Source organism: Lactobacillus sp. RTP31084st1_F9_RTP31084_210423, assembly GCF_040919545.1.
Taxonomy (GTDB): Bacteria; Bacillota; Bacilli; order Lactobacillales; family Lactobacillaceae; genus Lactobacillus; species Lactobacillus paragasseri.
In genome coordinates this window covers 347,749-369,917 of the sequence record NZ_JBCOVH010000001.1, presented here as the reverse complement: position 1 = coordinate 369,917, position 22,169 = coordinate 347,749, and the positions used below count along the sequence as shown (strand labels likewise).

Sequence of the window (22,169 nt, the reverse complement as noted above, 5' to 3'; positions counted from 1 at the left end):
TGAATTAGTCCTTATCTAAAACTTGCTTCTTGCCGTACATTTCGTCGTAGTAGTTTTGGTAATCACCAGAAATGATGTTTTCCCACCATTCTTTGTTGTCGAGGTACCATTGAATAGTCTTCTTGATACCGGCTTTAAACATAGTTTCTGGAAACCAACCTAATTCATTGTGAATCTTTTCAGGATCAATTGCGTAGCGACGATCATGTCCCTTACGGTCAGTGACGTGTTCAATTAATGAGTAAGGCTTGTCTAAGTAATCGCAGATAAGCTTAACAATATCAATGTTGTGCATTTCATTGTGTCCACCAATATTGTAGACTTCGCCTGGAGTACCTTTTTCTAAGATAAGATCAATTGCCTTGCAGTGATCTTCAACGTATAACCAATCACGAACGTTCTCACCATCACCGTAAACTGGCAATTTTTCATTGTTTAAGGCTCTTTGAATCATCAAAGGAATCAATTTTTCAGGGAATTGATATGGACCATAGTTGTTAGAACAACGTGAAATAGTTACTGGCAGGTGGAAAGTTCTACCATATGCACCAACCAATAAGTCTGCACTCGCCTTACTTGATGAGTATGGGCTTGAAGTATGAAGCGGAGTATCTTCGTGGAAGAAAAGATCTGGACGATCTAATGGTAAGTCACCATATACTTCATCAGTTGATACTTGGTGGAAACGCTTGATACCGTACTTACGGCAAGCATCCATCAGAACAGAGGTACCAATAATGTTAGTTTCTAAGAAAATTTCTGGGTTTTCGATAGAACGGTCAACGTGACTTTCAGCAGCAAAGTTAACTACTATGTCAGGCTTTTCTTCTTCAAATAACTTGTAAACACCCTCACGGTCACGAATATCTAACTTAACAAACTTGAAGTTAGGATTATCCATAACATCCTTCAAAGTAGATAAGTTACCTGCATAAGTCAAACTATCTAAACAGATAATTTCATAGTCAGGATGTTGCTTTAACATGTAAAAAATAAAGTTTGAACCGATAAAACCGGCACCACCAGTAACAATAACTTTCATATTAGTCTCCTCTTAAACTCATTTGAAGTATACAGCATTACGTTACGTCACCTTCAAGTTCTAAATAAAAAAGACTATGCTTTCTTACAATGAAAGTATCCGGCATCCTTAGTAATATAGAAACCGTTTTTCACTTTATTTTTAACATAGTCTTTAAATTCATCATAATGGTCAATCAGAAGCTCATTCTGATTACCATGACAGGATAAAATGTAAGAAATTACTGGTGTAGATTCAGATAGCTCAATTGCATCTTGATATTTATGACAAGAAACGTCTGTAAAATCTTTACTTAAAATTTCTTCACCATTATCAAGACCAAAACGATCATATAGATTTGTAGAAGATAAAACTATTTCAGGATTAAATTCTTGAACTAAATCAGTGATTTCATGCATATGGCGCTTTGAATAAGTTGCACAGGCAAAAGATGCGCCCTTTTTCATTACCCGGCGAACTTCTTTTAAAGTCTTTGGAATATTGTCACAATAAAAGAGCATGTGATTAGCAATCACCAAGTCAAAAGTATTATCAGCGAAAGGAATCTTTTGAGCATCAAAAACTGCATATTGAAATTCAGAATTATCGCCAATTTCATTCTTAGCATCTGCTAAGATTCCCTCTGAAATATCGGATAAAACTATTGTTAAACTATTTGGCAGTTTATCTAAATTCTGAGACCATAAAGCACCATTGCCAGCGCCCAATTCAAGAATCTTCATCCCTGGCTTTAAGTTAAGTTGGTTAAACAGCCAATGGAACCATCCCTCTTTATTGAGAGAATAATCTCGGTGCAGCCTAATTCGGGCAGAAATATTTGAAGCATTCTGATATTGCGTACTTAAAGACTGATTCATTGAAGTTAAATGAATTAAATTTAACATTTTTCTCCAGTCAACTTCTTGACCAGCTTTTAAGGTGCTACTCGTAGAATCAATAGCAGTTGCCACATTTTGCATTTCTTTAAGTCGCTCTTCTACCAGTCTTTTTTGAATTTGCAGTGAATCAAGCAGTAGCTGCCTGTCTCCTGAACCTAAAGTCATCTCTCTAATATCGCTTAGAGAAAATCCTAGGTATTTCAATAGAAGAATTTGTTGCAACTTTGCAAAATCATTATCAGTATACCGTCTAGCACCACTTGTAGTATGCGTTGATGGCTTTAATAAATTTTTTTGATCATAATAGCGAATTGTACGAATCGACACATGTGCCTTTTTCGCAAATTCTCCACTTGTATAGTATTTTTGCATTTTTAATCCCACTACTGTTTTAATCTAGGTAGCTAAATTCAAATCTTTAAAAACTAAACCCTGATTTTTCAAAAGCTCAATTTATTCATCAACATGTTTAAATTTTTTTACATACAAAAACACCTCTATTTTGTTAATAGAGGTGTTTTTCTGCAACGACCTCACTTAGAAGTCCACCGCCACTTTTCTTAGTCTCTATCCTATAATTTTTATAATTATTGTCAATAATCAGACGCGTATTCGTTCCTAACTAATTCGAATTATATCGAATATGCGTTCAAGGAATAATAGATAAAACATTTATAGAGAAAAAAGCCAAATCTGTTTTTTAATAGGACTTTTTATCTTTCAATTCTCCTGTGTACAAAAATAGGGAACAGCCTGCAATACCATTTTTATCAATTAAATTAGTGTATTCTAAGCCTTATCTTCTGTTTCAATATAGCTATTACCTATATGTAATTTAAATATTGAAAAATTAAAGTATTAGTTCATCTATTAAAATTATTCAAATCTTACATTTTAATAATTGGACTATTCCTACCAATTCATTCTGGTTTTATACTCTATATCCCTTGCTAGCAATAAAATCATTAGTTTGATCTATTAAGTATATCAAAAAATTTATTATATCGTTTGTATCTTTTTCTATATCAGAAATAGTTATTTGACTTCCTATAGTTGTAAATGTTCTTGAACCGTGTGCTAAACTATTTCTTGTATTTTTTATAAAAACTAATGGAGATCCATATTTTTGTATTTGCTTATTATTTAAATCTATACTATGTCTTTCTAAAACTTCTTTTATCTTTCGCAAATCAGCATTACCAGATAACTTGAAATTAGAAACTTCAAATATCATATACTCATCATTTAAAATATTATTAATCAAGTCAGTAGCTGATTCTTTTATTTTTTCAGCACTGTTATTGTTAAATTTATAATTTTTTATAATGGTTCTGTATTTTTCATTCAGCTCATTATATTTTAGTCTAGTTAAATTTATATCTGTATATATATTTGCAATTAAAGACTTAATAGTAGCTTCTACAAGATTATACATCATCATACACGCGTTTGATTTTAATATTACTACTAAGTTACTAGCATTATAATTTTTGCTCAAACTATTAAATTTTTTATTTAATTCTTTATCACGCTCATAATTAAGAATTTCATCTAGCCTTTTTATAGATTTAATGTAAAAATTTAGTTCCTCAACTCTTTCTTTAAAACTTAGATCTTCCATTATGCTTGATACTTGCTTTCCTTTAATAGATACTTCTTTACATATTCAATTCTTTCTTTTACTTTTATCTTACTATTACTTCCGTCTGAAGTAGTTAATCTTTGAAATTTTTTATTTTCAACTAAATCTAAAATCTGTTTTTTAGTTACTGATAAATTTGGATTCGTTTTTAAAGCTAAATTTGTTCCTACTGAAATTGCTTCAAAACGAACTCTAGGAGTTTGATTTCTCTTATTTTTAAATATATTTTGAGGATAATTCTCATCAATAAATTTAAAAGTTTTTATAAATTCTTCTTCGTAACTCTTCTCTATAGCCTTAGTAAATTTCTTAACCTCTTTATTATCAGGATTAAATTGAGAAACATAATTATCTATAAATTCTCTAACACTATGCGGAAAATTCTTATAATTATGAGAATATGCAAAAAATCTTGAAATTAATTCAATATCTTCCATTCTTTTTAATTTTAGTTCAGATAAATCAGTCAATTTTTTAAAATTTTTATCTTTAGCTAACTTTTTTATCAATTTCATTAACGGATTTAAAAGTTCTGTTCCACTTCTAACCTCTGAATCAGTTGCTTTTAAAGACGAAGTATTTATTCTGTTGAATAAGTCTATTCTAGTCTCTTCATCCGTAGTCCTATTTAATACAATTACTCTTAAAGAATATGCTTTTAGTCTTAAAATTTCACTCTCTGGTAAATCTTTAAATTCAAATCCATTCAGCTTATCCAATTTATCCATTTTCTGTAACATTAATTTATTATTAAAAAAATCAGACAAAGTTGATATACGTTGCAATCCATCTACAATTTCCAATTTTCCACTCTTTTCATCATCAGATAAAAACAGCAATGGAATAGGATATCCAAGGATTATTGACTCTATAAATCTAACTTTTCTATGTAAATCCCAAACTCCAGCCATTCTCTGATAAATAGGAGCAAAGAATGTTTTATCGTCATATTTATTTACCAAATATTCAATAGGATAATCTCTAGTATCATAATGAACTTGTTTTTGTAAAAGTTCTATTTGGCGCTGTGCATCCTTAACTTTTTTTGCTGTGATTTTATTACTTTTCTTCATTATTTATACCTTTTATAATACTCTTACCAATTGCCTCTCCCAATTTTACAGGAACTGCATTTCCTATCATTACTCCTAAATCTTTTCCAGAAATAGGATGTTTATCGTTAAAAAATTTATAGGTTTTTGGAAATGTTTGGAGCAATGCACCCTCTCTATAAGAAATAGCCCTATTCTGCTCTGGATGACCAAATCTACCATTTCCATATCCATAAAATTTAGTTGTTATTGTTGGAGCAGGTTCATCCCATTTCATTCGACCATATACTGATGTATATGACTCTCCACTTTTTTTTCTATAGGCCTTCAGAATTAATTTATCTTCCCAATCATGCCATGTTCCACCTGGCTTAGACTGTTTTATTCTTTCAAGATTAATTTTTGTTAATTTAGGAGAATGGTGCATTTTATCTCTTGCGTCACTTTCACCTGCTTTAATTTTGGGTAGGCCAAATATCGCATCTTTTACAGTAGGATAATTTTCTTTGGAAAACAGCGGAGATATCAGCGTGATATTATATTCTTTACTTGCTAAAAGAACTAACCGCTTTCTTTTTTGAGGCACACCATATGCTGGGGCATACACAATATTCCAAGTTACTTTATAGTTTAATTTTTTTAAAGTTGCAATAAAATTTGCGAAGATGTCTTCTTTAGCCAATTGAGGCACATTTTCCATTGATACAACGTCTGGTTCAATATCTTCCACAATTCGAGAGAAGGTATCAAGTAAATCCATTTTATTTTTTGTTACATCGGATCCCTTATATCTATAGCTATATGAAGAAAATGGTTGACAAGGTGCACACCCAGCTAGTACCGTTATATCTGTATCTTTAGGATACAAATCTTTAATATATTTACTCTGTATCTCTTTCAAATCAGCATTAATAAATTTTGCATTATTATTTTTTTCATATGGAAATTTACATTTTGCTTCTATATCAATTCCAGCTACAACATTAATTCCAGCTTGTTGGAGACCGGCAGTTAATCCTCCAACTCCACAAAATAGATCAACCGCATTCACTTTCATTTTCTCACCTTAATATTTAATGACCAATTTTACCATATCTTTAATAGATCACAAAAATAAATAAACAATGTACTTATAACATTAACTCTAAATGTAAAAAAGTTTTATTTCAAGTTTCACCATTATCCCCACCTATTCTTCTTCAAAGTTAGCCTAATCTTCGTCATAATTCTATTTTCTGGAATCATAATTGCATGTTTCGGAAAAGCATTTTGGACCCTACTTAAATAAGTAAAATAATTACCTCTTCCATACTGTCCATTTGGAGAATATAAACGATATAAATTATCGGACCCTTGGTATCCCTTACCTCGCCAATATTGGTGAGCAATTCCTTTAGCTTTATGATGCATTCGATAATAATATTTACTTGTCGTTTTATCGCGAACCGTTATTGAACTTCCATCAAAAGTAAATCCAATAAAATTAATTGTTTTATACTTTTCATTCAATTTTGGGGTAAAAAGATGACCAATATTTACTACAGAATGATTTTGCAATTTATAAACTTGTGTCTTTTCCGGCTGCAACTCCAAAATATCCTTATTCTTAAAATCCTCAAATTTTAGAATTATTTTTTCAACATCATTTATTAAACTAGTATCTGTAGGTAGAGTAATTATAAAATCGTCACTATATCTTCTATAAATACCACCATGCGCTACTACAAATCTATTGATCATTTTATCAATTTCTAACATATACACATTTGCTAAACACGCACTAATCGCTGAACCCTGTGGAATTCCTTTATTATCTTTATGACACTTAATATGTGATCGATTTTTTTTATAATCACTTGGAGATAGAATTCTTAGCTTTGAATTTAGTTCAAACTTGTCTTTTCTATTAGTTGAATCAAGGTTATTCAACTTATATAAGTCTTTCAAATCCCAATAATCATAATTGGTAATTCGTTTAAATATTGCATAATAGTCTGGACTAAGTCTATCCACCTGTAGTAAATCGCATAATCGCTCTTTTAAATATTGATGATTGATTTTGTCAAAAAAGCTAGTAAAATCACCAATCATGACATAAGAGGAAGGGTGTTGGATCATAAATTTATAGATCTTTTTAAATTCAGAAATAGTCTCTGTATGTAAATCCGTTCGATAAGCAATAGGAACCTCATGGATATTATCTTGTTTCAAACGAGAATTATACTTTATATTGACTAAAAAACTATAATACTGAAAAATACAACTATCAATATGGGCTGCATAGCAAATGGTACGTTTTTTGATCTTTTTTCCTTCTACTCTATTATACTTATGATATTCAAGATCATATTTTATAAAAGGATAGAAACCATGCTGTGCAATTTTTTTCGGATTAGTAATATATTTCCTACACTTAACTAAATCGGTTCGAAGATCAAAATGAACATATCTTCTTTTACTCTTCTCTAATATTTTTTGATCTTTAAACCACGCATCTATATCCATAAATTACCTCTACAAATGACGATACCCACTGGCAACGGAGAGTAGCGTTCCTAACCAGTGGGTACAAAAAACTTATAATTCATGACACAATACTAGCTGAATTATAGCTACTCTGTCATGTCATCACACTTCACGATATAATGAAGCCGAAAGGAGTTACTATGATTTCATCACAATATGTTGAATTATTCCTACTACTCATTAGTGCAGTAGGGTCAACAACCGATTTAGAAATATATTCACAAGCTGCCGAGCTTGGAACTGAATTTATTATTAATATTACTAATAAATTCTGTGCCAAGGTCTTGACTACAATCCTTCTCCGTTATGCCTAATTTCATCATAACGCAAATACTATGATATAAATAAAATTTAAATTTATCAAGAGTATTTATGAAAAATATTATTTAAAGTATCTGTTACCATATTTTAAATATTTTTTACTATTTTAATACACTACTTGCATCATGATAAATATCAATTTTTGCTTTTTCTAAATTCTCCACACAATATTTATCTTTAAATCCTTCGATATTATCTGATTTCACCTGATAGTTAGGAATAAAAACATGAAATGGTAATTTTAATTTTTCATCTGGTTTCCATTCTAAATTTTTATCATTCTGTGCATCATTTTTACGAGCTAACAAACGAGTACCAATTGGAATTCCATTTTTAGAGCAATCGTCTCGGTATATTTTTTCTACTTCATAGTAAATTGAATCATTCTTATTGGTTTTAATATAGCTCATTAACCAGTTTTCAAACCTAGCTTGTCCAATATTTTCCTTTTCATTTCGATTAGCACGAGGGAATTGAGGAAATAAGTTATATTCGTTGACTACTAACTCTTTTTTACACATATCACATATATTTAAATATTTGATTAATTCAACAGCTAAAAGGTGACCACAATCAAAAGGATCAAATTTATTTTTTATTTTCTGACGCTGATTTTTTAATTTTATATCATTTTTATTATTAGTGGAGGTAAGAATTGCTCTTATTATGTTACTCTGATTTTTTGTATTATCTCTACAGTCGGCCTCTTCCACAAAAAAATAATTTCCTTTCTGAAAAGTAAGTTTATAATTTTGTAATTGTCTAACATTTTCAAAATTATCTCCTACTTTCAAATACTTTTTTATATCTCTTTCACTAGTACCCATATTATTTCCCTCTGTAACCTTCTCACCTTAATTAATTCTTTTTTAACAGAATTGCTACTTACTATTCGACAATCATTCAATAGGTTTTAAATTACCTTTTACCTTGTTCAATTTTTGTATTTTCGGCTATTTTTTTCTTATACTCATCAATTATATTTATAGTTTTATTAATTGAAGGTGAATGTAGAGATTTATATAACTCCTTATCTCCAATAATATAAAACCACTTTTTAGCTCTAGTAGCTGCAACATTTATGATATTGGGTTCTTTAACTGCCCAGGAAGCAGCATTTTTTTCTTTCTTAGAAGTGCCCAAAACTAAAAACACTACCTCATTTTCTTTTCCCTGAAAAGTATGAACTGTACCAATATTAGTTGGCTTTCCATCTTTATATCTCGTAAATTTAATCTGATCACCGTACCCTAAATCAATAACTTTGAGCTTTTTCGACAACTTTTGAGCTACATTTTTAAATGGAGTAATAACAAATATATCTTTTTCATTAAAAGGATTGGCTTTTTTTTGTACCAAACGGTAAATTAACTTACATAACTCATCTGCTTGTCTCTCGACATATTTATTTCCATCGGATCGACCAGACACATCTATCCAATCAGCTGACCCTGCAATTCCTGACATTTGTCTTTCTATATCAGCTTTTATTTCATCTTCCTTTACTTCAGTAGGTAAAACCATTTTATTATCATATGAAATTTCGTTAGAAATACTAAACATAGGATTAAGGCAGCGACGATGAACCCATAATGGAATTCCTATCCACTTATTTCTATCTCTATAATATCCATATTTACTTGCTTGATCCATAAGCGTCTGTACTGAAGCATTTGCAGAAACAAACTTTTCATCTACATGGTAAATTCGATCTCTTATAAGTGATATAATCTTTGAGTCCAAAGAGTTAACTGGTTTTATCTGTGCAGGATCTCCGACAGCAACTATTCTTTTACTTCTAAGTAGTGCCCCTATAACTGATTGAGGAATAGCTTGTCCTGCTTCATCAATAAATAAATTTGATATGGAATCTGTACCTAAATTTCTAAACATTCGATGAAAACTAGCAAACGTCGTACCAATTACAGGAATAGCAAAATTAATCCATTGCCAAGCAAACAAAGTGATTTGATTTTGATTCTCCTTTACGCGCTTATCCTGGTCTTCCCAATTCTTTAGTGCCTTACTTAAAGATTCTTTATTTTCATATAAAAACTGTTTTCTCACTCTTAAAGCTAAAATAAATAATAAAGATTCTTCTTTAAGATCATTACTAGTATACCAATAAGATTCGTTTTCAAAATCTTCATAGTTTTCTTCTTTATAGAAATCACGCTTATAATTTGGTATTTTTACCTCTTTTGCTATAAACCTGTAAATTGATCTTAGGTAACTTTCATTCTCCAAATTATGCAATTTCTTTTCTAGATATTGCTTTTGTTTAGTTTCTTTCTCCAAATTATGATTTATTTTTTCGATTTTTAATCTATCTTCATTCTTCTCCTTTTTTCGCCTAAATAATCTACTAAATAGTCCTCTTCTATTTTCTATTTCAGTCTGTAATTGATCATATTGTTGATGATATAAACTTATATTTTCCTTTGCATCCCTTAATTTCAAATCCAAATTAGATGAAATTATCTCTCCTTTATCATCAAGCTTTAGATCATATTTTTTTACTTTTTTATTCCAAATTTTTCTTTGTACTGATCTATCTGCATATCCCTGTAATGTCTTCCTTTTATGTTCTAATTTATTGAATTGCGTCAAAAATTTTTCGTAAACTTTTACATCAGAGACAAAGTTTTTACTTTTTAATTCTTTAATCATTTGATCAATTATCGAAATAATCCGATTCATGTTTTCTTTACGACCACCTTCTAAAGAAAACAATCCCCATCTATTATTCTGTTTTTTAGAATTAGCCAGATCAAAAAAATAATCCACAGATTTTATTTTTTCAATTATCTCAGTAAATGAGTCTTTTTCTTCGGGAATTTGAGGCAACTCATCAACAATATTTCGAACGGCACCATTGTTAGATGATGCAACAACAATATTCTTATCTGCTAACTGCACAGGTAACTGCGGCTGTTCAATTTTACTATTTGATAGAAAAGAAACATTTTTATTTTTTAAATTACATATTTCTTTTGCTTGCTGAATTATAAGTTCAGCAAATATGTCTTTTAATAGAGTAGTCTTTCCAGTACCAGGAGGACCATTAACAGTTTGAATATCATTTTTTTCATTAATAACTAAATTAACTGCTACCTGTTGCATTAAAGAACTAGGATATTTACTCAAAAAATGTCCTAGAGGGTAATTTTTAGGTTGCAGAATAGTTTTAAACTCATTTATATTCTTAAGTGGATCTAGATTAATTCGTGAATTGTTGGATATACCTTCCAAATATTTAATTAAATGCGGTGATTTACTTTTTTTAGCTAAAATTAAATCATCAAGAAAGAACGAATGTAAATTAATATCATCCGTATCGATATCTCCAACAATTGACCAATAAATATTAAAAGCAAAATTATCTATTATTTCTTCAAATACTTGATTAAAATACAATTCAAAATTTTCTTGAGAAAGTTCGTCATTTTGAAAACTAAATAATTCATGGATTTTATTTTTGATGGAGCTTTCAAATTTTTTAAATTCATCTTGATCATTGATCAGATCGTTTTGAGCTAAAATATAGCTACTCATAGTTATAAAAGTTTTATCTTCTAACAATTTCATATCTTTATCAAAGCATATAGCTATACTAAACTTTAGCTGCTCTTCATTAAACCCAACTTCTAAATCTTCTAAATTATATTTTCGAATTATAATATCGATAATTTCTTTAAATTTAAATGTATTTAAATAAAAAATAATTCCTGGATTATCACGTTTTCGATCTTTAAATTTTTGCTTAACACACCAGCGGAAGTATTGGTAAAAGCCATATTTAGCACTTCTACTTGAATCAAATCGCTTTGCTGCATTCTTATCTCTTCTATTTGTATTGACATTTCCTTCAGCCAATTGTTCCATTAAAATCCAAGAATTTAAAATATCATTTTTGTTGTTCATGACTTACCTAACTTTTTTAATAATATAAAAACGACAGATTCACGCAAATCTGTCGTTTATTATATTTTTTATTATTTATGTAGTCAATACCATTACACCAGAAAGGCTACAGCTCATGTTATCACAACTATATATTTTTTTCAACAAAATTATTGTTTATATTTATTAGTTGTGTGATTAACAAGTGATAATGTCTTAACTGTTAACTTAGGAAAATGTCCCAATAAGATATTAACTATGTCATAATCTCTTTTATTGGAGGTTATGGATTAAGTGAAGAGGATTTATTTAACTATGAAATATGAAGAACAGTATAAAGTCATTAAAGATCTTATTGATCATAATGGGAACAAACATAGGGCTGCTAAAAATCTAGGCATTTCTATTAGACAAATAAATAGAAGAATTAAACAATATCAAGATAAAGTAAAAGTGTCTAGGAAAAAAGTCTCTTTTTAGTTAATTTTGGACTTCTACTCAAAAGAAAAATCCTACTAAATCAAGGTTTATTAATGCCAAGATTTAGCAGGATTTTTTAATTTCTGAGTTTTTTCCACTGTTCTGATTGGATACTTCAACCGCTTCAACATGGCTATCATTTCCATTTAAATATTCTTTATAAAACTTTAATGATTCTAAAATTGTTGATTTAATCATTATAATTTATCTTTCCTTTTTAAAATCTTTTATGCTATTTTTTCATTTGTTAAAGTAGTTTTTTCATAAATGAAAATGCTTAAATAATGCCATTACAAATTGTAGTTTTTCAATGGAGTTTCACTAAAAAATTGTGGATATTTTCCTTTAATATTAGGAGTTTCACCTGTTACGTAATTTCTGCTTTTATTTATATCCAATTCTAAATACGGTAATAGCATAGTAACAGCTAACTTCTCGGTAATTTCATTTTGAGATTTTTCATTATTTAGTTCTATCTTCTTTAAAGTCGCATTATTTTTAACTACTTCTTTTTTGTACTCCAAATTTTTCTTAGACGATTTTGATTGCTTTATATTATTAAATACTGATAATAATGGCCTAAAATATTATCTAAATTCAATATATATACTCTCTCATTTTATTAATTTAAAACGACGCCGGCTCCGAAATAATTTTCTTTTGAATCCTTATATAATATATAAACTTTATTATCTTCTTCTAAAGTAATACCTTCTTCTTTGCATTTATCTTTAATTGATTTAACAGATATTTCAATACATGAACTCAATTTATGTGGTTCTATTTTTTCGGGTATAGTAATTACGTCCACATTATTAATAAACGGCTTATATATTAAATTTTTATATTCAGATTCTTTTTGTTCAATTATATTAAAATCTTTACTTAAACAAAATCCAGCGAATTCAATAATATCTTCACTATTGCCTTCACACTGTGCTCTTACCTTAAAATACGTTTCTCCATTTAACTTATACTCATTACTACAATATTGCACATTTTCTGCAACAATTAAAACATTTAATAACTGTACTTTCTTTAATGAGCCGATCCAAAAACTAAATAATGTAGTAATTACTCCAATTACTGCAAAGATTTTTTTACCAAGCAAAGTAACAATAAATAGAGATCTAAGAATCATTATTATATAAAATAGAAATATAATAATAAGTAGAATATTAGATATTTGTAAAAATTTTAAGTGAAAATTATTTGAAAGTACACGTAACCGATCGACAAAAGAATTCAGAGACAAGACTACTATTAAAATAAGAAAAAATATCAAAACTATTATCATCGTTAACAAAAGTGAACTTATAATGTTAGCTTTGAGTATAAACATACCTATTAACATAAAATTAAATATACCAAATGCAACTATTAGAGATATACTAATTCCAATCATGTTACTCTTAGATTTACAAAATTTTCTTATGTTTGCTAATCGCCTACTAATCATACACGCTTTTCCTTAAATACAGTTTTATAGTTACTTCTTCATATACTTATACAACTTATTTCTTAATTTAAAAATTTCAGATCCGTAAAATTCTATAAAGTCATCATCTGTCACACCTGTTGGATCTATAAAATCATCAAGTAAAAATGTTGCAGGACTAACTTTATAATTAAGTACTTTACCGGGATATATCTTACCCAACCTCAAATTTTCGTATTCATCATTCGAAAGCTTACATATCATTTCAAGATCACTAGGATTATACGAATTTATTTTCTTTAAAATTTTAAAGGCATCTTTAAGAACGGATAATCCCCCATAGCCTATTTCATTATTAAACGGTACACTCTTTATATAAGTGATATATTTATAGCGTTTACTTTCGTCTAAATAATATTTAACAAAAATAAATTCTTTATCTTGAGAATTCCTAAATGCAAATATAAATCTGTCATTTCTTGATATATTATTATATTCCGGCAAATGATAATGCGTTGATAAAAAGGGCTCGCCCTCTCCATTTTTTAGCCAATTGTGATTAACGCCTAATTTTTCAGCTACTGAATCAATAAATTGAAACGTCGGTTCTCTTGATTCTTTATAATATTGCTTTAATATTTCTACAGATTCTAAATTTAAATATTCAGCTAGTTTGCTAAGATTTAATTCTTCAAAACCATAATATTTCTCTTGATTAATTAAAAACATTAACTGATCGATTCTTTTTGCAAAATCAGTTTTATACTTTTTCTCATCTACAGATTTTTTACATTCTTCTTTATTATCTTTTTTATTCTTTCTAATTCGTTTTAATATAAAATTAGAGAAAATACTAGAAGCAGTATCTTCTATAATACTCAATATAAAATTCAGAATACTCAATATAAAATTCAGAATTTGCATGATCTTCTCCTGATTAATCTATTAAAATTAATAAATAAACAAAATTATCGTAAAAGAAAAGGAATTAAGCAACTATTTCTAGTTGTCTAATTCCTAATCTAAAACTGTCCTCTATAATAAACAGATCACAGTTATTTAGGCTCTTAGAGCCTTTTAATGATTCGGCAATATAACTTTACATCTTTTTACACTTTAATTCAATGTTTTCCAAAAATTCTCTACAAAAGAAAGAGACAGTTGAATAATATTTAAATGACAATATGAGCTCTGTTGAAATAACTAATTAACAACTTAACATACCCAAGACCATTTTGTTACCGATAACAACATTATCAAAGCAATCAAGCTTCTTTCTTAAGTCATGCTCGATATAACAATAATTACTCTAAAGAACTTAAAGAAAAGATTGTTCAAGAATATTTAACTGGTAAAACATCATTAGCTTCTTTAGCTAATAAATATGGCATTAAAGCGTTGCCACAGTAAGAAAATGGATTTCCAAGTATAATAGTCATATAGAAATTGGGATTATATTCCACATCCGGAGACTTATATAACTATAAGTAAGATGAACGACACCCCAGCAAGAAAGAATTCAAATTATTCAATACTGTCTTAATCATGATAAAAATTATTCAGAAGCTTCTGTTAGATTTAACTTTTCCTATCAACAGGTCTACAGCTGGATTCACATTTATTAATTAGAATCAGACTAGAAGAAAATATCATCAAAGAAAACCAATCAAACAACTATTTTCAAGTTGCCTGATTTTTATTCAAAACTATCCATCAACAGGATTTATAAAACAGCCTTTAACTTTAAACAAAAAAGTAAGAGGTAAATCATAACATCGTCATGTTACACTTCATCCCCTACTTTAGGTTGTTTGTAAAATAAGTGTTGTAGTTCATCTCTTATTTAAGATTGCTTGACACCAGCCTTAATTCTGTACTTTAAAAGATTTATTTCAAAATGTCAACGTTTAAACATAGATTTAAACCAATCTTTCATTCTCTCTTTCCATGATTTTTCTTCTGAAATATCTTTTTCCTCGTCTTTAATAATTTTTATGAAATCTACATTACTTAATATTAAATTCTCATAGTTTCTGCCACCAATATAAGCACACTCTATTAAGTCATTATACTTAACACTAGAAGAATAAATTATATTTTTCCATTTTTTATCAGCTTTTGAATCTAAGTAGTGCGTTCTTATAGTTACAATAATCCCACCAATTAAAAATGTTAGTGTAATTCCTCCACATAGCTCAGCTAATTGATTATAAAATATATTTGTTTTTCTTTCAACAAATAAATATACATCTCATATAAACATTTTATAAAATCAGATTTACTTTTTATAGGCATAAAGTTATCTTTAAAAAAAGAGTTGCTTACTTTATCAGTTATGCCACTCATTGTGTAATTAAGCATTACATCCCTATAATTAGTAATCAATTGAACTACTATACTACTAATAATTGGAAGAAATACAATTTGAGGAGTTATTTTTCTGAAGATATTTATTGGTAGTATAAAGATAAAGAAACTATACGATATCAAACAAACAATAAAATATGCAAAAAGTATAACTTGAGAATGTTTTATACAACTACAGATCACATATGTCAGTAGGAAGGCCAATAATGGAACTCCAAATATATATGACATCATCAGGTGTCCTATACATTCTATAATCAAAAGAACAATAATTATTATGGCTAAAATTATTATAACCATAATTCCTAAAATACGTTGTATAAATAAATTTTGGGGTATTACCTGTAAAATAAAAATAAAGTAAATCAGAAGATAAAGAACTATCCACATAATAAAAATTCTATACATCCAAAAATTTACATATTCTTTTTGTTGCAATTCAAACTTTTGTTTGTTCTTAAAACTATACTCATTATGATTTTTAATCTATTAAATCTTAAACGTCCAGCCTTAAATCCTATACTTTTTAAGTTTTTACTAACTACATTAAAAATTTGGTGTATCGTATTTATTATATTTTTTAACACTATAAGTTGTTATCCTATCAATTTTATTAAAGACTATTTCTTCAGCTTCTCTCCAACTAGTTCCTTACCTTCATCAAGTATTTTGGCACGTAAGATAAATAAAAGTCCAACATAGATAACTATCCCAACTAGAACTTCTACCCCCATCATCAACCAAGAACTTCTTAAATGGGTATTCATCCAAAAAACAGGTATAAACATTACTAAACCGGCAATGAAATACTTCCACGAGTCAGCAAATAATTCCTTAAAATTAAGCATATGGCGAACTGCCCACATTTGATATAGTGTAACTGAAATTTCCGAGAAAACAGTTGACCACATCGCACCTGTCAATCCCCATAGTCTAATTAATGGTATGTTCAAAATTAAATTTACAACTGCACCCAAAGTAACAGAAATAGTAAATTGCTTTTGATGATGCGTTGGCAATAAATACTGGACTCCTAATACATTACTCCAAGCAATGATTAAAATAACAATAGATTCAATCATCATTGCTGGTCCAACTGGTCCGTATCCCGGACCATAATATTTTGGCGCTAAAGTCAAAGAAATAGCTGCTAATCCAAACATCATGGGATAAGAAACAGCAGAAACAAAGTCAAATGATTTATATAGCATCTGATTAACTTTATTTATATCACCATGCGCAACTGCGTTAGCAACATGTGGCAACATAACTGTTCCCGTTGCTGTAACCAACGCCAAAATCAACTTAACTAAATTATCTGAATATTGGTAATACCCAGATGCCGTTTCATTAGCCATGACCCCTAACATGGTCTTGTTAAGTTGTACATACACTTGTGTTGCAATCTGGGGAATGAATAATTCAGCCATAGGTAAAAAATGTTGCCACGGATTCAAAAACTTAATTGAAACTTTACCAAGATCACGTCTAATATTTGGCCATAAAGTTAAGTTACCAATTAATGTCGATAGAGCAAGAACAATAATATACAAAGTTACATCATTAGGCCCTTTGATAAACAAAAATATGGCAATCATTGATAAAACTTTCACCAATGAATTTTTTAGAACTGTAACCTTAAAATCTTCTATTCCTTCATAAAACCATGAAATGTCAAATGCAATTGCAATTAAATTTAAGGACTGTGCCCACATATACTCAGGTTGTCGAGTATAGAAGATCATAAAAATCTCAAATGCCACAAAAGCATAAAGAGTCATAATTGTTTTAACTATTTGGATTTCCCAGAAAGTTTTCGACATTTGCTCTCTATTTTCTCTCACATAGGCTATTTGTCTATTTCCATAGTATCCAATACCCATATTTGCAAATAAGATAAAATATTGAATTATGGAGTTAGTAAAGGAATTAGCACCGACACCCTCTGGTCTTAAAACTCGACTGACATATGCTGATGTAATTAAAGGTACTATTATTGCTAAAACTTGATAGCCAACATTGTAAAGGTAATTCTTAATGACCTTCATAAAAATTATTCACCAAATTCGTTTTTTACAGATTCTAAAGCAGCTGCAATTACTTGATCCATATTATAGTACTTGTATTGGCCTAAACGACCACCCAAAATAACTTTATCGTTTTCTCTTTTAGCTAAATCTCTGTATTGTTTATATAAAGTATTATTTTTTTCATTGTTAACTGGATAGTATGGTTCATCTCCACGTTTCCAATCAGCAGGATATTCACGAGTAATAATGGTCTTGTCTTTATCACCCTTACCAAATTCAAAATGTTTATGTTCAATTACACGTGTATATGGAGTCTCTGCATCAGTATAGTTAATCACTGCATTACCTTGATAATTATCTACATCTTTTTCTTCAGTTTCAAAACGAAGGGAACGATATTCTAGTTCGCCTAACTTATAACCAAAGAACTTATCAATCATGCCCGTGTAAACAATTTTGTCAAAATTCTTTAAATATTCATCCTTTTTATCAAAGAAATCAGTATTTAGCTTAACTTCAATATTCTCATTATCAAGCATTTTTTCCACTATTTGGGTGTAACCACCTTTAGGAATTCCCTGATAGTCATCATTAAAGTAATTATTATCATAAGTTAAACGAACTGGAAGTCTTTTAATAATAAATGCTGGTAATTCTGTAGCTTTTCTACCCCATTGCTTTTCGGTATATCCCTTAATTAATTTTTCGTAAATATCACGACCAATTAAAGAAATTGCTTGTTCCTCTAGATTTTGTGGTTCTTTACCACTCATCTCTTGACGTTGTTCATTAATCTTATCCATAGCTTCTTGAGGAGTTCGTACTCCCCACATTTCACTAAAGGTATTCATATTAAATGGTAAATTGTACATTTTACCATAGTAATTTGCTACAGGGCTGTTAGTGTAGCGATTAAATTCAGCAAATTGTTGTACATAATCCCATACTTCTTTATTTGATGTATGGAAAATATGTGCTCCGTATTGATGAACTTGAATGCCATTAACTTCCTTAGTATAAATATTTCCTGCTAAATGATCTCTTTGTTCAATTACAGTAACTTTATTACCACGTTTTGCTGCTTCATGAGCAAACACTGCTCCAAAAAGACCTGAGCCTACTATTAAATACTTCATGTTTCCACTCCTAATTTATTTTCTGTTTATATTTATCAAAAACAGCATTAAACCAACACCAAATTATTAATGCAATACATAATGTAATTACATCAAAAGCTTCATAAAATTTATTTGAAAAGAATGAAAATACGATTGTCGGAGCAATAATTCCTCCATAAAACAATCGACTAATTGGCGCTATTTTTATAGTATTTCTTTCAGAAATACTATAAAAAATTTCAGAAATAATTGCCATTAAAGCAGTTAAAACACCAACTCCATTAAAACCAAAATCATACAGCCAAGGATATAATGTAGTATAAACATTCCCTAAACTAATTCCGTTAACATATTGATATGGTAATGCTAATTTATAATTAGCTAAATTTAATCCTAAATGCTTAATTGCAAAATTTATAATCGAATAAAAAGTTTGTTCGCCAAATACTTGTCCATGGATAGGAAATGCATTTGTAGTTATAAATGTGTCTAAGTTTTTTATTTCTGCACCTACATAAATAGAGATATATTCAAAGCCCTTAAAAGACTCAACATTTCTTCCAACAAAGCTAGCAGACCACTGCAACAAAAATAACACTATAATTATTAAGGTCGTTACTATTAAAACATATTTTCCTATTCGTAATGAATTATATCTTTTATCTTTATAAATAAACATAAATAAGAAAATAATAATACTTACTAACGACATTAAACTTCCACCTCTGGCTCCAGTCAATAGAGAAGAGGCTAAAGTAAGTAATACTTCAATAAATAAACAGATATTAAACTTTCGCTTTAATATTAAACTTTCAGCAAATAAATATTCTCCAACTATTCCTATATATTGGTTAAAGTTTAACATCAAGTTAACATATGTCGGAAGACTAACATCAACCGAAATAAAACCATTATTACTATAATTCAAAGTGTTCACTGCACTTGCTAAATTTGATTGTCCAGTTACTTTCATTATTATTAATGCGCTTAAAATAATAAAAAGAAATTGTACTATCTCAATTGCTATAAATTGCTTTTTCCCTTTTGAAAAGTTAAAAATACTTATCCCTACATCTTTTTCCTTCATATAACTATTTTCTATTATTTTAATAATCCATTTTACTAATAAGCATACTATAATAAATTCAAGTACACTCAAGACTATTATCCAAAAAGTTGTATGATTTAAATTTAACATCCAATTTTTTTCATTCAATAAAGCAAAAAAACTAGCAAAAAGAAACGAAATACTATATAGAAAAGAAGGTGCTGTAAATTTTCTATTATTTGTAAAAAAAGATAATATAGTTAGAATAAATAGGGTTAAAGTGAGAACTATCATTTTCTATATTTCTCCACTTTTGGATGAAACGTCATTCCCTTTATAGTCCCTTTGAAGGAAACCTTTAATCGATAAAACTTATGATTTTCCGCATTTTTAAGAATTTTAATTGGTTCAAAAATTCCCTTACTAATATATGCTTTAAAGAGTTCCTTTTTACTTCCTAATTTTCTATTAGTGTAGATATAGTTTCTATTTGCATAATAATACCTTTTGACTCGATTAATATCCTTTTCTAAAACTATATTAGTAGCAATATTATTTTTAATTTTATGTTCAACAATAGAATCGTTTGAAAGATATCCTTCAAAACCAAGTTTCGTAATTCGAGAAGTAAATTCAACATCGTCACCCCAAATAAAGAAATCAGTAATTGGATAACCTACTTTTTTGATTACTTCACGTGGGAATAAAATGGATACAAATGATGCTGATTTAACTTTAATCAAACCTAAATCAGCCTTTTCATTCCAATTTTCTTCTGTTTGTGGAACATTCATCTGTGCAGCAGTATTATCTTTCCATTTTACGTTACTACATAAAAATCCCAAATTAGAAATATCCGAAATTTTATTGATGAGGTTAGATAATGCAGATTTAGAAGGAATTGTATCATCATCCATTATCCACGCATAAGCAGCGTTACTTTTTTTCATAAAAAATTTTAGACCTACATTGAATCCACCAGCACCTCCAACATTCTTTTTAAGATTTACCGGTATAATTGTGGGGTACTTCTTACTAATCTTCCTCAAATAAGAGGCAGTCTCATCACTCGAATTATTATTTATAACATAAATTTTATTTAATGGATATTCTTGATCTAACAAAGCAGTCAGACACTCCTTTAGCAACGATAATCGATTATACGTTACTACTACACCATCAACTTTTATATTCATCCTTTTATTCCTTGATATTAAACTTTTTTTCTAAAATTGGCACTGCAGAATTTATTTCATATCCCGCTTTTTCAAAATTATTCTTTATCTCTTCGAAACCTATTCTATTTAGTTTAGAATACTGAAGGATATTTTCACTCCATTTATCATAACCATTATCTAAAGATAAAATAGATACATTATTATTTAAAGCAGCCTCTTTAGGAATTGCATTTTTTGAAGCAACTACAGGTAAACCATTTCCTTGTGCCTCTAGGCCTGCAATGGGTAATCCTTCAAATTTCGATGGAAATAAGAATAAATCAAAAGTACTTAACCAACCAGAAATATCACTTTGAATTCCTGCAAAAATAACATTATTTCTCAAATTTAAGCTATTAACTTTTTCTTTTAAATCCTCTTTATCAGGGCCATCTCCAACAAATACCATTTTTATATTTGGATTTTTGTTAACTAAACTTCTAAGAAGATTTATAGAAAATTTCTGATTCTTCTGAAAATGCAATCTTCCTACATTTCCAATTACCAAATTATTTTCTAAATTATATTCTTTTCTTATATTTTTACGTTTTTGCTGATCAAATTTTACTCTATCCAAATCAATTGCATTTTTTATAATTTGAACTTTTGGTAAAAGATCATCTTCATAAAACCATTTAGCAGCTAAAGGTGAGCATGCCCAAAAATCTGTTGCAAATTTTGTAATTCGCTTTCTATTATAAAAATGTAATAATTCTCTTAACCTACCATCCATATTTTGAGAATTGTGACTATGAATAATTCTTCTTCTTATTCCGTATTTTTTAGCTAGCTTTAAATAGTCAATATTAGTCAAACTATTTACATTTACCCACATACAATCATATTCATCTGCATGCTGTTTAAAGAAGCTATCCATTTCTTTTTTATACTTAAATGGATTTTCACTTCGCATAGCCACTTTATAAATTTTACTATCAAGTTTTTGCAATTCATCTTCATAAGCAACCTTATCATGTGTATTACATAAAAAATCGAAGTGTATTTTTCTCCTATCAAATCTTTTATAATATGACATGATAAACGACTCAATACCACCAATATTTGTTGTAATTCCAAACACTAATACTTTATACATTCATATTCACC

The 22,169-nt window shown here is 28.8% G+C and carries 19 protein-coding genes; 2 read left to right on the top strand and 17 right to left on the bottom strand.

Annotated elements, in window-relative coordinates; all coding sequences use genetic code 11:
* Positions 1-4 precede the first annotated feature (4 nt).
* From rfbB to AB5359_RS01855, 8 genes are all read right to left on the bottom strand, one after another.
* Entirely contained in the window at positions 5-1,042 is a 1,038-nt protein-coding gene (gene rfbB / locus AB5359_RS01890; protein WP_048686538.1) for a dTDP-glucose 4,6-dehydratase, read from the bottom strand.
* Between the two features lie 74 nt (positions 1,043-1,116).
* On the bottom strand, positions 1,117-2,292 hold the full coding sequence (locus tag AB5359_RS01885; protein WP_048686536.1) for a methyltransferase domain-containing protein: 1,176 nt from the start codon (positions 2,290-2,292) through the stop codon (positions 1,117-1,119).
* A gap of 559 nt (positions 2,293-2,851) precedes the next feature.
* Entirely contained in the window at positions 2,852-3,541 is a 690-nt protein-coding gene (locus tag AB5359_RS01880; protein WP_077410420.1) for an MAE_28990/MAE_18760 family HEPN-like nuclease, read from the bottom strand.
* Positions 3,541-4,635 (bottom strand): DUF262 domain-containing protein, encoded by a 1,095-nt coding sequence (locus AB5359_RS01875; RefSeq protein WP_053091172.1) that lies wholly within the window; start codon positions 4,633-4,635, stop codon positions 3,541-3,543. Before AB5359_RS01875 ends, AB5359_RS01880 begins: the two co-directional genes overlap by 1 nt.
* Entirely contained in the window at positions 4,622-5,671 is a 1,050-nt protein-coding gene (locus tag AB5359_RS01870) for a DNA cytosine methyltransferase (RefSeq protein WP_048686533.1), read from the bottom strand. The genes AB5359_RS01875 and AB5359_RS01870 overlap by 14 nt, the downstream gene beginning before the upstream one ends.
* 122 nt (positions 5,672-5,793) lie before the next feature.
* Complete coding sequence (locus AB5359_RS01865; RefSeq protein WP_048686531.1) at positions 5,794-7,119, bottom strand: reverse transcriptase domain-containing protein; 1,326 nt, start codon at positions 7,117-7,119, stop codon at positions 5,794-5,796.
* Between the two features lie 443 nt (positions 7,120-7,562).
* Complete coding sequence (locus AB5359_RS01860) at positions 7,563-8,288, bottom strand: hypothetical protein (protein WP_048686529.1); 726 nt, start codon at positions 8,286-8,288, stop codon at positions 7,563-7,565.
* Between the two features lie 91 nt (positions 8,289-8,379).
* On the bottom strand, positions 8,380-11,385 hold the full coding sequence (locus AB5359_RS01855) for a DEAD/DEAH box helicase (RefSeq protein ID WP_048686525.1): 3,006 nt from the start codon (positions 11,383-11,385) through the stop codon (positions 8,380-8,382).
* A 294-nt stretch (positions 11,386-11,679) separates the two neighbouring features.
* Between AB5359_RS01855 and AB5359_RS01850 the strand changes: the two genes are divergently transcribed.
* The gene (locus AB5359_RS01850; RefSeq protein ID WP_232001006.1) at positions 11,680-11,844 is read left to right on the top strand and encodes a helix-turn-helix domain-containing protein; all 165 of its coding nucleotides are present in this window, start codon (positions 11,680-11,682) and stop codon (positions 11,842-11,844) included.
* Positions 11,845-11,907: 63 nt separating this feature from the next.
* Here the strand turns inward: AB5359_RS01850 and AB5359_RS01845 are convergent, their stop codons facing one another.
* The 4 genes from AB5359_RS01845 to AB5359_RS01830 all read right to left on the bottom strand — a co-directional run bounded on the left by AB5359_RS01845 (position 11,908) and on the right by AB5359_RS01830 (position 14,206).
* Positions 11,908-12,042 carry a hypothetical protein gene (locus AB5359_RS01845; protein ID WP_256323104.1) on the bottom strand — a complete coding sequence of 45 codons (135 nt, stop codon included), beginning with the start codon at positions 12,040-12,042 and terminating at the stop codon, positions 11,908-11,910.
* Between the two features lie 92 nt (positions 12,043-12,134).
* Entirely contained in the window at positions 12,135-12,368 is a 234-nt protein-coding gene (locus AB5359_RS01840; RefSeq protein ID WP_048686523.1) for a hypothetical protein, read from the bottom strand.
* 98 nt (positions 12,369-12,466) lie between these two features.
* Positions 12,467-13,249, bottom strand: a complete 783-nt coding sequence (locus AB5359_RS01835; protein ID WP_126327899.1) for a hypothetical protein — start codon at positions 13,247-13,249, stop codon at positions 12,467-12,469.
* 84 nt (positions 13,250-13,333) lie between these two features.
* Positions 13,334-14,206: a hypothetical protein gene (locus AB5359_RS01830; protein ID WP_048686518.1), complete on the bottom strand. Its 873-nt coding sequence runs from the start codon at positions 14,204-14,206 to the stop codon at positions 13,334-13,336.
* A gap of 593 nt (positions 14,207-14,799) precedes the next feature.
* Here AB5359_RS01830 and AB5359_RS01825 point away from each other — a divergent pair.
* The gene (locus AB5359_RS01825; protein ID WP_126327956.1) at positions 14,800-14,907 is read left to right on the top strand and encodes a helix-turn-helix domain-containing protein; all 108 of its coding nucleotides are present in this window, start codon (positions 14,800-14,802) and stop codon (positions 14,905-14,907) included.
* A gap of 1,362 nt (positions 14,908-16,269) precedes the next feature.
* On the opposite strand, the gene AB5359_RS01820 is transcribed toward AB5359_RS01825, so the two are convergent.
* Genes AB5359_RS01820 through AB5359_RS01800 form a run of 5 tightly spaced genes read right to left on the bottom strand, consistent with a single transcriptional unit; the run spans position 16,270 to position 22,158 of the window.
* Positions 16,270-17,697 (bottom strand): flippase, encoded by a 1,428-nt coding sequence (locus AB5359_RS01820; protein ID WP_048686514.1) that lies wholly within the window; start codon positions 17,695-17,697, stop codon positions 16,270-16,272.
* A gap of 5 nt (positions 17,698-17,702) precedes the next feature.
* Positions 17,703-18,815 carry a UDP-galactopyranose mutase gene (glf, locus tag AB5359_RS01815; protein WP_048686513.1) on the bottom strand — a complete coding sequence of 371 codons (1,113 nt, stop codon included), beginning with the start codon at positions 18,813-18,815 and terminating at the stop codon, positions 17,703-17,705.
* Positions 18,816-18,825: 10 nt separating this feature from the next.
* On the bottom strand, positions 18,826-20,139 hold the full coding sequence (locus AB5359_RS01810; RefSeq protein ID WP_048686512.1) for an O-antigen polymerase: 1,314 nt from the start codon (positions 20,137-20,139) through the stop codon (positions 18,826-18,828).
* On the bottom strand, positions 20,136-21,041 hold the full coding sequence (locus AB5359_RS01805; RefSeq protein ID WP_048686510.1) for a glycosyltransferase family 2 protein: 906 nt from the start codon (positions 21,039-21,041) through the stop codon (positions 20,136-20,138). The genes AB5359_RS01810 and AB5359_RS01805 overlap by 4 nt, the downstream gene beginning before the upstream one ends.
* Before the next feature lie 4 nt (positions 21,042-21,045).
* Positions 21,046-22,158, bottom strand: a complete 1,113-nt coding sequence (locus AB5359_RS01800) for a glycosyltransferase family 1 protein (RefSeq protein WP_368279976.1) — start codon at positions 22,156-22,158, stop codon at positions 21,046-21,048.
* Positions 22,159-22,169: the final 11 nt, after the last annotated feature.

Coding starts and splice junctions, on each gene's coding strand:
- AB5359_RS01860 (WP_048686529.1), bottom strand. CDS start 8,288: ATGGGTACTAGTGAAAGAGATATAAAAAAGTATTTGAAAGTAGGAGAT.
- AB5359_RS01870 (WP_048686533.1), bottom strand. CDS start 5,671: ATGAAAGTGAATGCGGTTGATCTATTTTGTGGAGTTGGAGGATTAACT.
- AB5359_RS01880 (WP_077410420.1), bottom strand. CDS start 3,541: ATGGAAGATCTAAGTTTTAAAGAAAGAGTTGAGGAACTAAATTTTTAC.
- AB5359_RS01810 (WP_048686512.1), bottom strand. CDS start 20,139: ATGATAGTTCTCACTTTAACCCTATTTATTCTAACTATATTATCTTTT.
- AB5359_RS01830 (WP_048686518.1), bottom strand. CDS start 14,206: ATGCAAATTCTGAATTTTATATTGAGTATTCTGAATTTTATATTGAGT.
- AB5359_RS01805 (WP_048686510.1), bottom strand. CDS start 21,041: ATGAATATAAAAGTTGATGGTGTAGTAGTAACGTATAATCGATTATCG.
- rfbB (WP_048686538.1), bottom strand. CDS start 1,042: ATGAAAGTTATTGTTACTGGTGGTGCCGGTTTTATCGGTTCAAACTTT.
- AB5359_RS01875 (WP_053091172.1), bottom strand. CDS start 4,635: ATGAAGAAAAGTAATAAAATCACAGCAAAAAAAGTTAAGGATGCACAG.
- AB5359_RS01855 (WP_048686525.1), bottom strand. CDS start 11,385: ATGAACAACAAAAATGATATTTTAAATTCTTGGATTTTAATGGAACAA.
- AB5359_RS01885 (WP_048686536.1), bottom strand. CDS start 2,292: ATGCAAAAATACTATACAAGTGGAGAATTTGCGAAAAAGGCACATGTG.
- AB5359_RS01800 (WP_368279976.1), bottom strand. CDS start 22,158: ATGTATAAAGTATTAGTGTTTGGAATTACAACAAATATTGGTGGTATT.
- AB5359_RS01820 (WP_048686514.1), bottom strand. CDS start 17,697: ATGAAGGTCATTAAGAATTACCTTTACAATGTTGGCTATCAAGTTTTA.
- AB5359_RS01850 (WP_232001006.1), top strand. CDS start 11,680: ATGAAATATGAAGAACAGTATAAAGTCATTAAAGATCTTATTGATCAT.
- AB5359_RS01835 (WP_126327899.1), bottom strand. CDS start 13,249: ATGATTGGAATTAGTATATCTCTAATAGTTGCATTTGGTATATTTAAT.
- AB5359_RS01845 (WP_256323104.1), bottom strand. CDS start 12,042: ATGATTAAATCAACAATTTTAGAATCATTAAAGTTTTATAAAGAATAT.
- glf (WP_048686513.1), bottom strand. CDS start 18,815: ATGAAGTATTTAATAGTAGGCTCAGGTCTTTTTGGAGCAGTGTTTGCT.
- AB5359_RS01865 (WP_048686531.1), bottom strand. CDS start 7,119: ATGGATATAGATGCGTGGTTTAAAGATCAAAAAATATTAGAGAAGAGT.